This window comes from Phyllobacterium sp. 22229 (assembly GCF_052056495.1).
Lineage (GTDB): Bacteria > Pseudomonadota > Alphaproteobacteria > Rhizobiales > Rhizobiaceae > Phyllobacterium > Phyllobacterium myrsinacearum.
Genome location: NZ_JBQEPA010000027.1, coordinates 21974 through 35705, shown reverse-complemented (window position 1 = coordinate 35705; position 13732 = coordinate 21974). Strand labels below are relative to the sequence as shown.

Below are 13732 nucleotides of genomic sequence, written 5' to 3'. Positions count from 1 at the left end.
TGATGCATATGCCCGAACCTCAAATCAAAGGACCGCTGCAACCCGGCGACCGGGCGCCCAATGTTGTGCTCGACGCGATCACGCGTCAGGGCAAAGTCGCCATTGATGATTTTCGCGGCCGCAAGCCGGTTTTGGTGGGCCTGTTTCGCGGTTTGCATTGCCCGTTCTGCCGGCGCCAGATCACCGCCATGTCGCAGCTCGAAGGTGCCCTGCGTGAGAAAGGCATTGGCAGCCTGACAGTGGTGAATACGCCAATCGACCGTGCCCGGCTCTATTTCAGATACCACCCCTTGCCCAATCTGCTGGCTGCTTCCGATCCGGAACGGGTCTCGCACCGGGCATTCGGCCTGCCCAATGTCGAGTTCAACGCGGCTGAAAGCGACTGGCCATACAAGGTCAGCGCTGACGCCGTCATGAATATGCGCATTGACATGCCCGGCGAACTGCCTGGACCGATGAATACGATGGCAGCGGTCGAGTTTCTCGACAAATTGGACGGATATGAATTTTCCGAAGCGGACCGCCAGATGATCGCAACGGGCGAAGGTCAGCTCGTGGGAGAGTTTCTGCTGGATCGCGATGGTATCGTGCGCTGGAGCTTTACCGAAGTGCCCGAAGGCGGCCGTTACATGTTTGGGGTGCCGGCGCCGCAGGAACTCATGTCCGCCGCTTCGCAGATTGCCGCATAGAGCGACGCTTGTCTGCCTGCAAGGCAGGGCCTGCGCCGGACGAATGGTCAAATATCCGTTGGAGAACAAAGAACAAATAAAACAAGAAACAGGAGGAGAAAATGACGGACGTTAAATGGACCCTCGTGGGCCGTGAATTCGTACACTGCAACTGTGCTTATGGCTGCCCCTGTCAGTTCAACGCTTTGCCGACACGGGGAGATTGCTGCGCAGTTGCGGCCATTGCAATCGACGAAGGTCATCACGGAACCACAAAACTGGACGGGCTGAAATGCGCCATGATCGTGGCCTGGCCGGGAGCGATCCATGAGGGCAAGGGCCAAGCCGTGCCGATCATCGATGAGCGTGCGTCGGCCGGGCAGCGTGAAGCGCTGCTGCGCATCGTCAGCGGCTTGGATACCGAACCTGGCGCGACGTTTTTCCAGGTCTTTTCGACGACGTTCGAGAAAGTCCACGATCCGGTCTTTGCAAAAATGGATTTTGAAGTGGATGTGAGCGGCCGCACGGCGCGCCTGAATGTTCCCGGATGGATCGAGGCGCGCGGCGAGCCGATCCTCAATCCGGTCACCGGCCAAACCCATCGCGCGCGCATCAACCTGCCAAACGGTTTTGAATATGACACATGCGAGGTGGGGCGCGGCTGGGCTGAGACGCAAGGCCCTCTGAAGCTGTCCATTCCTGACTCTCATGCGCAGTTCGCCAGATTGCATCTCACCCAAAGCGGTGTGGTGCATTGAATGTGATGAGTGCCACTGCGCTCGAAGCGGTACTGCGGCGCGATCGATGGATCGTCGCCGCGTCCCTTGCCGCACTCACAATGATCGCGTGGGTCTATATTTTCTGGCTCGCACGCAGCATGTACAGCGATGACACGGCGATGCAGGGCATGGATGCCGCTTCGCTCGATGCGATGATGATGACGGGGTTTCGGTCGTGGACCATGACCGAACTTGCTGTCACATTGTTGATGTGGATGGTCATGATGATCGGCATGATGACACCCTCCGCCGCACCGATGATCCTGCTCTACGCGCGGGTTGGCCGGCACAGTGAGGTGGAAGGCAAGCCGTTGGCAGCAACGGGGTTCTTCCTTGGCGGCTATTTTCTCGCCTGGATGGCTTTCGCTTGTGCCGCGACCCTTGGCCAATGGGCCTTGGAAAGTACCTTGCTGCTCACCCCCATGATGACGAGCGCGAGCGGTATTTTCAGCGGGATTATGCTGATCGCCATCGGGCTGTTTCAGTGGACGCCGCTGAAGGATATCTGCCTCAGACAGTGCAAGGCGCCTGTCATGTTCATTCATCGGCACGGCGGGTTCCGGCGTGATCCTCCGGGTTCCATTGCGCTTGGCTTTCGCCACGGCATGTATTGCGTTGGATGCTGCTGGGCGCTGATGGGTTTGCTCTTCATCGGCGGGGTGATGAATGTCCTGTGGATTGCGGCCGTCGCGATCTTTGTTCTTGCTGAAAAGCTGGTGGCGAGGGGACGCTGGTTTTCCCGGTTGTCCGGGCTTGCACTGTGCGCAGCCGGATTATGGCTGCTGGGCGCAGCGATGCTCTGATTTATCCGGCGCAATGGAAGGTCGGAAACCGCCTCGCCTGCCCGAAACCGGTCCTCAAGCGTAGGCGAGCGACCAGCCTGGTGCCCGCAGCCAACAGCGTTCTGCTGGAATGTCCTCGCTACGATAGAGGCGCGTGACCCGTTTGTAGTCACTGCTCTCAAAGGCTCTCGCAAGCACCTTTTCCGATGCCGCATCGCGCATTCCCTCGCATGGGTAAATCGCCACCGGCGATATCCACCTGGCCCAAAATTTCTCCGCTTCACGCGTTATCAGAAAGACGCCGCCACGCCGGTGTACTTTGCTCCAATCGCTGCTGAAGCCCTTTTCGGTCGTGAGCGGCAGGATCAGTCTGCCGCCTTCCTTGAGGCGGTCGAGCCAGATATCTGCCGGCTTGGTCGCCCCTGCATTGACATAGATCAGGTCTGCGGCTTCAAATCCAATTTTGCTTCCGTCGCCTTGCAGCACCGAAACGTTCGCATGGGCGGCAAGATTTGTGCGCGCCCTTGCGGCAAGTTCCGGGTCGTATTCGATCGCAGTGACCCTGCCGGATGGACCAGCGAGCTGTGCCATGATTGCGGAGTAGTAGCCGGTACCGGCACCGATATGCACGATGTGTTCGCCTTTGCGGGGAGCGCTCTGCGAAAGAAGGAAGGCGTGCAGCGACGGCTGGCCGTTGTTGATGTGCCGTTCGGGCAGAATGCCCACAAGACTGTCGGTATAGAGATAAACCGGATCAGCGCCGGGTGTCGGCGTGTAGTCTTCCTGCCACCGCAGCACCGGCCACGGTCCGGGCCCGAGGAAATCTTCTCTGGGCACCGCAGCAAACGCACCTTCGACGGCTTTGTCAGCGATTCCCGCTGCAGCTGCGATCTGCATCGCGTAGGCGCGGCGCACTATCTTCAGTTCGTCAGGCGTCATGAGCGAAATCCGCGGTTAGTTGGCAAGTTGACTTCGCGGATTTGCGCTTTTTCCCCAGCTTGAATCATAATTCCACCCACACATTTGTGAATTGGACAAGCATCGCCTATCTCAGCGGCATGTTTTAGGATTGTGCCTCCTTGATCTCAAGCCGATCATCTCTAAGATGCATTTACGTCAGTAAAGTTGCAAGTATGTGTCGGCCATAAGCAGTTTATGCCCTCGCGTCAGCACAAAAGTTTCTCGTAAGTGGCTTTATGTCCGTAAGTATTGTCCTCGCAAAAAATCTGTGAAACCGCAAAACCCAATTAAAGCGTCCGTTCTGCACATATATAGCAATCTTATGGTTGCTTGCTGCTACGATGTTCACTTGGTGTGTACTTGGACAAGTGATATTCGTCCTAGTGCGGCAATCAACCTTATACGGATCCCGCTGCAGTAAGTTTATTTAATAGAATTATACTTGAAAAATATTGAGAAATAGGCGTTCTTTAATCGGTGATGTTTGTAAACTACAGGTGTGATCAGTATTTTTTGAATATGGAAGCGGAGTATTAGTAGGCCAACATCAACTCGATGCTCTTACTTGCTCGCCGATACATCGGATGTTTAAGTGTTGGAGGTTGTGTCGATGCCCCTTTGATATAAATGTCTTGGTTCACAACAGGGCTTTTTATAGGATAAAACACATCTGCTGGATTGCGATTGGGCTGGACCAGTTCCGATTCCAGGAACGGCTATACATTGAACAGGCTAATTTTTGAGTTAGCCTTTGACTGCCTGAATTGCACGGATTTTCGTTGCATCGCCCCAAATCGCACGGGAATCATAGGTTCTCATTGGAAATGCACCCCAGATCGGCTTGATCTTCAAATTATTCTTCTCAATGAAGCGTAAGACCATTGTCTTGAGCGTAACTGGTTCGCCAGAACAACAGTTGATGGTACCCGCAATTTGATCCTGACCAGCAACATCTGCAATCATTTCACCCAGTTCAGCTACATCTACAAAATCATAAAGCAGTTCGCCGGAGTTCAATGGGAATTCTGCTCTTCCTTCCGCTTCGGCTAGCAGCAATTTCTTAAAGATCGAATTGTTGTTGATGTCGTCTCCAACAATGTAAAAACATCTTACCCATTGGCTGACAGCACAATGTTCTCTGCATAATAGTTCCTGGACCAACCGAAGGTGATTTTTGGCTATTCCATAGGCATTCTGTGGAAAAGTGGGCGTGTGCTCTGTGATGGGGCCGACATGAAAACCGATTTCGTGAGAAGTTCCCGCACCGACCACATGCCTTAAACCACCGGCAAGCATGTTCTTGAGGAAAATGACATGTGCCGGCAGGTTATCCAAATGTTTGGGGCTGGCGTGAACAAAACCGTCTTCCCAAGCCAAATGGATCAAAATATCAGGCCGTCCGGTCTCTTCGAAAATATTCAGGTTCGGTATGAGAACATCGCCATCAAAGATTTCAACGCCATCATCACGCGACATCTTGCTACGGGTTGCAACGACAACGTTCTGCCCTCGAGAAACCAAGGACGCAACAACATGACGGCCAACGTAGCCATTGGCTCCGGTCACCAAATACCTCAAATCAATCTTCCTTCTCAAGGTTGCGACGTAGATGCCATTTCTCAAAGATGTAAGTCAACCAGTCATCCGGATTACGCCGCGGCATGTGGTCAAAACGCAACAACCTCAGCTCCAGTATCATCCTTTCAAGCGGAATTGTTTTTGCCATGCGATAACACCTGTTTGAAAAGATAATGTGGCGAGTGAACATGATTTTTGAGCTTCAAAGCCTTGTGACCTGAGGCCCTGAACGTCGTTGAAAACTTGGTAGAGCCCGTCGCAACGAGGCGACGGACAGTATGAAGCAGGCAGGATTTGCGGATGAATAGGCAGGCTTAAGCACGCTTATCGATCCAATGGATCAATGAACGAAGACCGCTCTGAAGGGAGATCTTTGGCTCCCAGTCAAGGTTTTCACGCGCATTCTGCGCTTTTGAGAACGCATGCCGAACATCTCCATAACGATATTCGCCAGTGAAATGAGGTTTTGGGGCAGAGTAGATTTCTGCGATCTGCTCCGCGAGATACTTGATCGTGATTGGAACGCCGCCCCCAATGTCCAATACACGTTCCGTGATACTTGGTTTGTGGGCAGCTCTTACGAGAGCTACAGCAACATCGTCGATGAGAACGAAATCACGCAACATCATTCCATCTTCATAAAGTGGAATTGATCTACCACTCTTGCCGAGCCGGCAAAATAGGGAAGCAATACCTGTATAAGGATTGATCAGGGATTGTCCGGGCCCAAAAACATTTTGCAGACGGAGCACTACCAATTCGGATCCACTTGCGTTGCACCAGGAAGCCAAAATATGTTCCTGAGCAAGTTTGGTGGCACCATAGATGCTGACAGGCACTGGGTGAATATGTCCTGCCTCCATTGCCAATGGTTCTCCGTCAAAGTCCCATTTCGCAGCCGCGAGTTGCTCGCGGCTGCGCTGCCCCGGGTAAAATATGGTATTGTTCTTAAGCGATTGCCAAGCGCCCTCACCATATACAGCACGGCTACTAGTAAGGACAAAGCGCTTGGGACGTATCCCGTGCCGATAGAAAGCGTCAAGCATTGTGGTCGTGCCCGTGACATTTGTGTGGGAATGACGCGACGCCTCTGAAAAGGATTGACCGGTGCCAGTTTCTGCTGCCAGATGAATTACCGTGTCGGGAGAACAATCCGAAAGTAGTGATTCCCACGTCGGTGGCTCGGTAATATCCGCCACGACAAGTTCTACACTTTTACAAAGGGAATCTGGACGGATTCGGGATTCATGTACCTGCGGATGAAGATTGTCTACAACTATAACGCGATCATAGAGCTTGGACAGCTGAGATGAAATCGCGCAACCGATGAAACCAGCTCCACCCGTGACAAGACATGTGCCGTTGCTCACGTTTATTCTCCCAATATTTCTATTTAAACTTGTTGGTGATAAAACTGCAACCAAATCTAAAATGTACCCCGCTTATTAGAATTTAAAGAGTTTTTATTCTTAACTCAACGTACGGTAAGTGCATAGTCAGTGTAGAAATTTCGACGAAAAGGCTCGTCAGCTTCGATTTGGGCGATCTTTATCAATGCTCAACTGAAGCCAATCTTACGCGAATGCCTGTGAGGGTGGCTGCCGCTCGCTTTGTGTCTCGTAACAACCAGACTGTGTTTGCATCGACCTGTGCTGGAATGGGTATCTGGATTTTGTTCTCGCCAGGACCAAATTCATGCCACCCTTCGGTAGTCACGCCAGCGACCTGATATGATACGTAAAGAGAACCGTCCCCTTGGCCGTTGACCGTAATCTGGACATATCTTTTGGCTCCGTCGTTCCCGGGAAGTTTGAATGTGGATGGTTCGGATAGACTTGTGCCAGATGAAAAGGCAACCTCATTTTGCTGCATTTGCACAGGCCATACGGCGTCCGTTGCCAACTCAGGCGCAGCCTGGAACGATGCTCTCATCTTGAATGCATCAACGTCGCCCAACGGCACACCGAAATAGCGTTCGGTCATCAGGTAGAGGACAAACTTAGGTTTGAATTTTTCAACAGTACCTTCAAAGTCCAACTTTTCCGGCGGTTGACGGACGTGGTGATTCACCTGAAGAAGTTCTTTGAATGATGCAGTCCAATACGGCGACAGAGATGCACCCATGGAATCCGTAAAAACAAGGGTTCGTATGTCGCTGGTCGCATTTGGGGAAAATGTCTCACGCGGCAGGTCAAGAAATCCGGTCAAGGTTTCTCCCGACAAAGGGCGCTGCTTGCCGTCTGGCATTACGACATTGTAAGCGGGAAACGGTTGTTGACGAACCGGTCGGGTCCAGTCGTTGGGTACATCTATGTTCAAGAGGCCTGATGCTTCGTTGCCTGTGTTAACCGTTTCAATTTTTATCCTGTCACCAACACCAGCGAGTTTTTGACCGGGCATAATTTTTTCAATTTCTGGCGCAATTTTCTGCCAGGCTACATATGCGCCAAAATCAGACCAGTGTGAATTCAATTTGGAATAGGTTTCGGCGGTCTTCCGCTCTTCGATCAGATCGCCGCGCACGTCGAGCAGTGGCAATCCCCGCTCCTTCGTTAGCTTGAGAACGCGATCAAACAACGTGGGATTGCTTGAAAAGCCTGCAGGTACGTTTGCAAGCTTGTCTGCGTAAACGGTTCCAGTTGAGGGTGCTACAACAAACAGCATTGGGATTCCCTGCTGCTTGAGATAATTCCGCTCATATTCGAACGTATTCACCCATGCTTCTATCTCGGCCTGCGGCGGATTAATGCGTCTGGTTACCTGGTCGTAGGCTTTGACGTGATCATTGCCAAGGAACATGTAACCATCTTTACCCATCGCCATCACATTCGGATTGGGCGACACACCGATGCGATAAAGAGCCGTATTATAGAGACTGATACCATCAGACCAGAGAGGTGTCGCGCGTCGCAAAGCTTCCTTCTGCACCGCAATAGACGCGGGGTTAGCGATAACCGCGCTGGCGAAGGTATGAAACTGAGGTGACAAGACTGCTGCCGCCGGCGGGATCAACAGAGCCCCGATAAAAACCGTGTTGATGATCGTCTTTGTGGGCGAGCTGAACATTCTAGAACCTGAAATAAAGGAACGGGCTGTAGGATCCGGAAAGAACCTTGAGGCTGCAAGCAAACACCAGAATTGCGGCGATAACCACGCTGCTGGGTACGAGTACACTGACTGGGACGAGTTTCTTCACTTTTTCATAGACAGGCATACTGAATATCACACCGACAATCAGTGTGCCCACGACAAGCGCGTTGGCAAAGGCGGCAATCGGCCACGCGAGTGTACTAGCTTCACCAAACCCGAACATTGCCTTCAGCATATGGGTTGCAACATCAGCGGAATCGGCCCGGAACAACGTCCAACCAATCATGACGACAAACATGACATAGACATGCCGCAAGGCATTCGGGATTGGCCATGTCTCTGGATTGAACCGTCTTTCGATAAGCATGAATAGGCCATGCCAAAGGCCCCAGATAACAAAGGTCCAAGATGCACCGTGCCAAAGACCGGTTAGTGCGAATACAATCAAAAGATTGACGTATGTCCGCCCCGCACCACGGCGGTTTCCTCCCAGCGAGAAATAGACATAGTCACGGAACCAAGATGACAGTGTCATATGCCACCGGCGCCAGAAATCGCCGATGGAACGGGCCGCATAGGGATGATTGAAGTTCTCCGGATATTTGAAACCAGTCATCCGTCCCATTCCGATTGCCATGTCAGAATAGCCGGAAAAATCGAAATAGATTTGTAGCGTGTATGCGATGACACCAAGCCAAGCGACGCTCCACCCCAATTCTCCGTGTGGAAGGGAAAATATAGCGTCGGCCGTGGCTGCCATCGTATCAGCAATAAGGACTTTCTTGGCGAGCCCTCGAATAAAACGTCCTATGCCCTCAAATACATCATCAGCTTTGACACGCCGGTCAGCCATGTCATCGGCGATATCGGCATAGCGCACGATTGGCCCGGCGATGAGTTGCGGAAACATGGCTTTGTAGGTCGCAAAAACAAACAAGCTGGACGTCGCTTGTATCGTCCCTCGATAAATGTCCATGAGGTAACTGATGCCTTGGAAGGCAAAAAAGCTGATCCCCAGCGGCAAGGCGATGTGAAGGACTGGAAGCATGTGCTCAATGCCAAGCATATGAAGTACGCGATTGGCATTCTCTCCAACAAAACCGATATATTTGAAATAGCCCAGCAGGCCCAGATTAAACGCGATGCCAGTGATCAATGCAAAGAGAGCTATCTTTTTTGATTGATTGACGAACCGCTTGATGAGAATGCCAAAGGAAAAGTTTCCAACGATTGATACCAGTAGGATAACAATCCGCTCGCCTTCGCCAATGGAGTAGAACAGCAGGCTGACGAGAAGGATCAGTAGGTTGCGATAGCGAGGATCAAGCAGATAATAGGCAAGAAAGAACAATGGAAAAAAGATAAACAGGAAGTTGTAGGAACTGAAAACCATTGTTAACCGGCCATTGTCAAAAGTGCTTTTTCCAAGCTGCACCTCACGTGTCAGCCGAGTGTGTCGATCGTCAATTTCAAGCGCAGGTACGCTTTTCACCAATACGGTTCAGTGAGTCAAGCGCAGTCGTTGTAACGTACACAACCAAATCCTCCATGCGTTGCCATGGGAATGCCGCCTGCTTCTTTGCAAATTACCCTGATCCGGCAGGTGTAGTGATTGTCAAATCCACCGCCAGACAACGATCAAGCAAACAGGGAAGCCAGAAAATGTACAAGCGCAAGGTAATTAATTCTATCAGAGTCTAATCCCAGACGATTCACGAAAGCGGCTTCGACACATCGCTGATAGGGTATTCAATTCATCCCGCATCATAACGGCAAGTTTCATCTCTATACACGGCCATCCACGTATGTTTGGGTAGGCAGACAAGCGAATGCCTATCCGTTTCGGGGATTCGTTTCGCAGACACCGTACCCAAGAAGTAAAATAGTCGTAGTTGCTGAATCTTAGAGGTACAAAAAGCTGCTTTGTACCGCTGCAACATTATGAGTACCATAGACCATGGCGCCCCAATAATTATTGTTGACCGCTACTGAGATGAACACGCCATTGGTGGTATCTTGAACAAAGGTTTGACCCAAATAGGCGGATGATAAAGCAAACAGATCTTGTCCAGCTGTGAAATCAGCCACGGCTTCGACTGTATTTGCTTGAATATCGCTCATAAACTGGAAGATATCCGCACCTGCCCCACCTTCAAATCGATCGCTTCCGAGACCACCGTAGAGCACGTCATTGCCATTACCACCATAAAGGAGATCGTTTCCGTCATAGCCAAAGAGGTAGTCTTCACCATCATTACCGATCAGAATGTCGCCGTTGACGGTCCCGCCGACACGATCATTGCCAGCTCCAGCATCGACGTACACGTAACCGCCGTAGGCATTATTGCCGTATATTGTGTCATCGCCAGCTCCCCCGAAGACTACATCAATGCCATTGGCATAAATTGTATCGTTGCCGTCGCCACCGTCGATTCTGCTAACACCGCTGGAAATAGAACCGTAATAGGTAGATGAGACGATAATATCGTTACCTTCTCCACCATTCAGGCTATCATTGCCTGTTCCACCATAAAGAGTATCGTCACCCGGGCCGCCATCCAAGAAATCGTTGCCTTGGCTGCCGTCTAGCGAATCATTGCCGGTCCATCCGTATAGAAAATCGTCGCCCCCATTTCCGCGGATCCAATCGTCACCAGCATTTCCATAAAGGCCATTTGGACCATCGTTACCAACAATGACGTCATTGAAAGCACTTCCAACACCGACCTCTATAAAGTAGTCAGATGGGTTCGCATTGTGGCCATTAAAGATATCAATATTATTGACGAAGCCATTGACGCTGGAAAACGTTCCGGGGATCAAATTAAGCGTTGTTCCCGTCACCGATCCCGAAAAATCCAGTGAATCCCATCCGCCAGAATCGTGGATGGTGAAGCCACCTTGGCTGAGATACCCGCTGGTAGTGAGAGCAAAGCCGTCCTTGCCGCCAAATCCATAGCTGTCATTGGACGTGTTGATGTTGACCTGCTGATAGGTGCCATCTGCATTGACAAAATATTTGCGTATCAATGCCTCAACATCGGCGCTTCGAGGGGAGACAAGATAGTAGTCACGATAGGAGTGGCCGGCTTCACTGGGTGTAAAATATGACATGATCGAGTATTGCCAGGAATCATAAGTGAACTCTGCATCCGTGCTGAAAGTGCCGCTACCATTATATCTTCCACCATGGCCAAGACCGAGCGCATGGCCGATTTCATGAATGAAAGTTTGATAACCGTAACCTCCGACTGAGAAATCCCCTCCCCACCATGTTCTGTTGACGTTCAGATTTCCGTAGTAATCGTCGAAATAAGCGCCATCGTAAACATTGCTGACCCTGATGTCAGTTGGGCTGCCTGCAGACACTTCCTGAAAAAAAATCGGCAGCATTTGTGACCATTTAGCCATTGCCATGCGCGCGCTATCTATCTGCTGGCCTGATCCGTTCAGCGCCGTGAGATCTACCTGCACAACCATATCCGGTTGGCGATACTCTGGGCGTCCCTTTGCCTGCCAATAACCGTGCCGAAGAAAATCCACATAGTGATCAAATGAGGGATCAAGTGTGCCAAGAGCCAAATCGCTTGACTGAACAGCGAAATCATAATTTCGAGACATGCACAGTACCCCGTAGCAGCGTGAAACAGATCTTCCCGATCAAAATACATATTGTCGCACTAAAGTATCACTAGAATGTACGCCTTACTACTGTCAATAGGTGTGCATTTATGGGATTGACAATGAACAGTGTTCTCGCAAGTTGTATATCGGGAGAGTGTTTGTTTGGTTTTAAATAAAATACGGCAATAGCGGCAATCATAAGTGATGCTGACGCTAATTAATGGATTATAAAGGTAATCTGGTGCTGCAAGTTACCTATGCAATGCCGTAAACAGCACTCCTATAACAGCTGCAATGCAGTACGTTGACGAGTTCTCCCCCACGGTTGCTTATACCAAAACCGTTCGTATCTCTGACTGAAGTCGATAGCTTAAGATTTGGTACGCATACGCAGGATGCGCCATCGGAATGAAAGCAGCATCGCCCGTGACAGAATAGAAATTGACCTCAGTACGCTGGGATGGAGGTTAACACTATCTACCGCGTTCCTACCGCCCTGTCTCATTGACATGATCATATTTCGTTGAGACTGAATGGAGTTCGTTGGTAAGGCCGATGTAAGAAGATCAACCTTATGCTCCAACATCACATAACCTTGGGCCGCGCTTCTGGCACCGGAAACATGCTCCGTGGTATATCCTGAATCTTGTGCGACATAAGCCATTACCCGCTCAAGCGCATGAGCCATGCCACCATCTGCGTGGTTGGGTTCCTTGTTGAAATCGGTCCATTTCCATTTTTGCTCGAACATCTTGCGTAAGGCTGACGGCCGGAACCAAAACATTGTCCCATAGGAAGCTACCGGTGTTGTATCATCAAGGTTTGCTTGAATATCCAGCAACTTGACGACTTCTTCCACCTTCGGCTTGTTATTGTACCAAGCATGGCCGATCGTGTAGAACGATATGTGGATGATTGGAGGTATGGCGATCCCGATCCAAGGGCTGTCGGCCAGCAAATTCAATAAATTGGTCACATAGCCTTTGCTGCCCAATAGATTGTTCAACAAATGCCGCTTGAAGAACTCCCCGCGTGCAGCTTCGACTTGCGGCGTTTTCTTTGTATGAACCCGGCAGACATAGTTGTATCGATCATCAAGAAAGAGGTCGCGACAACTGATGAATAGCGCGGACATATCTCTTCCACGATTTTCCTCTACCACCCTGACGATGACATTCTTTATACCCGGATAGCCAGTCAATCTCTCTATAAGTTCATTCTTCTTCTTTTCGGTGTCCGTCGTAGCAATGAAATCATAGGGTACCGGAATGTTATTTGTGTAACTCAAGATTTCCGGAAGCATTTCCGTGTAATACATATGAGCGCATACCGCGATATTCCCATACTGTTTTGCTTTCGCAGGCATTTCCGCCTTCTCAGGCAGTATGGACATAAGGGTGGCGTTTGTGTTCAATGTACGTAGCTTGCTCGTTCGTGCAACGTTTTTCCATATTAGACTCAAATCAAAATCGGATGTGGACTTCAATATATCCAATGCACGCGTCGTGTCGGATGCGTTGACTTCGAGGTAGTCGGTGTCACCAAAAAACATTCTGCGCTTAAGGATAGGGCAGCGCTTTAACATCATTTCGTCAGGCCGCAGCATAAGCGGGTAATCCCCCCCTATGTCCCGGCAAGAAAGATAGACAGAAGAGGTGAAACCTAACTTTTCAAGATAATGCGTAAACCTGCTCTCATGTTTCAGCACAGAGTCCACATAGCCATTTATTTCAGGCATTTTTGTCCAATAATGCTCAAAGGAAGTGGACTGAAGGATCGGACGTCGAATGGCAATGAAATGCGAATTGATATGGTAAGGTAACACGCCAGTGTGTGTAAATGGGTTCGGAGCCATCTCCGCATGATCTGTAATGCCCCAGAAATCGCATTCGCGGCTATCCATTTCTGCGAATAATTCTGAGAACGGATAAATAGGACCAAAATTCGTGTGATTATAAAGTATCAACTCATCATACTCAGCCAGCTGCTTGTAGCCGACTGATTCAATAGCCGTTTTGTAGGCCCATACGTCGAACCCCTCGTTCTCCCGGATGATAAGCTGGTCAACACATTCCTTGATCTTGATCTCGCCATCACGATGAAGCGGGCCATTGCTCACAAAGATGGTCTTCTCCACGAACGGTTTGAAGCCCTTCACAAGGGCCGGCATATAATCGTCCACAATTCCATCTTTGTCGTAGAAAAAAGCCACGGCAAGACGTTTGATACCGGCCATTTGCTAACTCCTGCA

Annotated in this window: 11 protein-coding genes; 3 read left to right on the top strand and 8 right to left on the bottom strand. The window is 50.4% G+C overall.

The window, feature by feature from the left end:
• Positions 1-8: 8 nt before the first annotated feature.
• The 3 genes from ACTJJ7_RS24780 to ACTJJ7_RS24770 all read left to right on the top strand — a co-directional run bounded on the left by ACTJJ7_RS24780 (position 9) and on the right by ACTJJ7_RS24770 (position 2250).
• The gene (locus tag ACTJJ7_RS24780; RefSeq protein WP_105738235.1) at positions 9-689 is read left to right on the top strand and encodes a peroxiredoxin-like family protein; all 681 of its coding nucleotides are present in this window, start codon (positions 9-11) and stop codon (positions 687-689) included.
• A 101-nt stretch (positions 690-790) separates the two neighbouring features.
• On the top strand, positions 791-1426 hold the full coding sequence (locus tag ACTJJ7_RS24775; protein WP_105738189.1) for a DUF1326 domain-containing protein: 636 nt from the start codon (positions 791-793) through the stop codon (positions 1424-1426).
• 2 nt (positions 1427-1428) lie between these two features.
• Positions 1429-2250 (top strand): DUF2182 domain-containing protein, encoded by an 822-nt coding sequence (locus tag ACTJJ7_RS24770; protein WP_440969147.1) that lies wholly within the window; start codon positions 1429-1431, stop codon positions 2248-2250.
• Between the two features lie 54 nt (positions 2251-2304).
• Here ACTJJ7_RS24770 and ACTJJ7_RS24765 read toward each other — a convergent pair whose 3' ends face one another.
• The 8 genes from ACTJJ7_RS24765 to ACTJJ7_RS24730 form a co-directional block, all read right to left on the bottom strand.
• Complete coding sequence (locus ACTJJ7_RS24765; protein ID WP_440969146.1) at positions 2305-3168, bottom strand: protein-L-isoaspartate O-methyltransferase family protein; 864 nt, start codon at positions 3166-3168, stop codon at positions 2305-2307.
• 765 nt (positions 3169-3933) lie between these two features.
• Positions 3934-4755: an NAD-dependent epimerase/dehydratase family protein gene (locus ACTJJ7_RS24760; protein ID WP_440969145.1), complete on the bottom strand. Its 822-nt coding sequence runs from the start codon at positions 4753-4755 to the stop codon at positions 3934-3936.
• 13 nt (positions 4756-4768) lie between these two features.
• On the bottom strand, positions 4769-4915 hold the full coding sequence (locus ACTJJ7_RS24755) for a hypothetical protein (RefSeq protein ID WP_440969144.1): 147 nt from the start codon (positions 4913-4915) through the stop codon (positions 4769-4771).
• A gap of 166 nt (positions 4916-5081) precedes the next feature.
• Positions 5082-6137, bottom strand: coding sequence for an NAD-dependent epimerase/dehydratase family protein (locus ACTJJ7_RS24750; protein ID WP_440969143.1), 1056 nt, complete (start codon positions 6135-6137; stop codon positions 5082-5084).
• A gap of 181 nt (positions 6138-6318) precedes the next feature.
• Entirely contained in the window at positions 6319-7833 is a 1515-nt protein-coding gene (locus tag ACTJJ7_RS24745) for an alginate O-acetyltransferase AlgX-related protein (protein ID WP_440969142.1), read from the bottom strand.
• Between the two features lies 1 nt (position 7834).
• The gene (locus ACTJJ7_RS24740) at positions 7835-9349 is read right to left on the bottom strand and encodes an MBOAT family O-acyltransferase (protein WP_440969141.1); all 1515 of its coding nucleotides are present in this window, start codon (positions 9347-9349) and stop codon (positions 7835-7837) included.
• Between the two features lie 410 nt (positions 9350-9759).
• Positions 9760-11478: a M10 family metallopeptidase C-terminal domain-containing protein gene (locus ACTJJ7_RS24735; RefSeq protein WP_440969140.1), complete on the bottom strand. Its 1719-nt coding sequence runs from the start codon at positions 11476-11478 to the stop codon at positions 9760-9762.
• Positions 11479-11851: 373 nt separating this feature from the next.
• Complete coding sequence (locus tag ACTJJ7_RS24730; RefSeq protein ID WP_440969139.1) at positions 11852-13717, bottom strand: rhamnan synthesis F family protein; 1866 nt, start codon at positions 13715-13717, stop codon at positions 11852-11854.
• Between the last annotated feature and the right edge of the window lie 15 nt (positions 13718-13732).

Bases quoted from the DNA above. Each gene is read 5' to 3' on its own strand.
- ACTJJ7_RS24780 (WP_105738235.1), top strand. From the start codon at position 9: ATGCCCGAACCTCAAATCAAAGGACCGCTGCAACCCGGCGACCGGGCG.
- ACTJJ7_RS24775 (WP_105738189.1), top strand. From the start codon at position 791: ATGACGGACGTTAAATGGACCCTCGTGGGCCGTGAATTCGTACACTGC.
- ACTJJ7_RS24765 (WP_440969146.1), bottom strand. From the start codon at position 3,168: ATGACGCCTGACGAACTGAAGATAGTGCGCCGCGCCTACGCGATGCAG.
- ACTJJ7_RS24755 (WP_440969144.1), bottom strand. From the start codon at position 4,915: ATGGCAAAAACAATTCCGCTTGAAAGGATGATACTGGAGCTGAGGTTG.
- ACTJJ7_RS24745 (WP_440969142.1), bottom strand. From the start codon at position 7,833: ATGTTCAGCTCGCCCACAAAGACGATCATCAACACGGTTTTTATCGGG.
- ACTJJ7_RS24735 (WP_440969140.1), bottom strand. From the start codon at position 11,478: ATGTCTCGAAATTATGATTTCGCTGTTCAGTCAAGCGATTTGGCTCTT.
- ACTJJ7_RS24730 (WP_440969139.1), bottom strand. From the start codon at position 13,717: ATGGCCGGTATCAAACGTCTTGCCGTGGCTTTTTTCTACGACAAAGAT.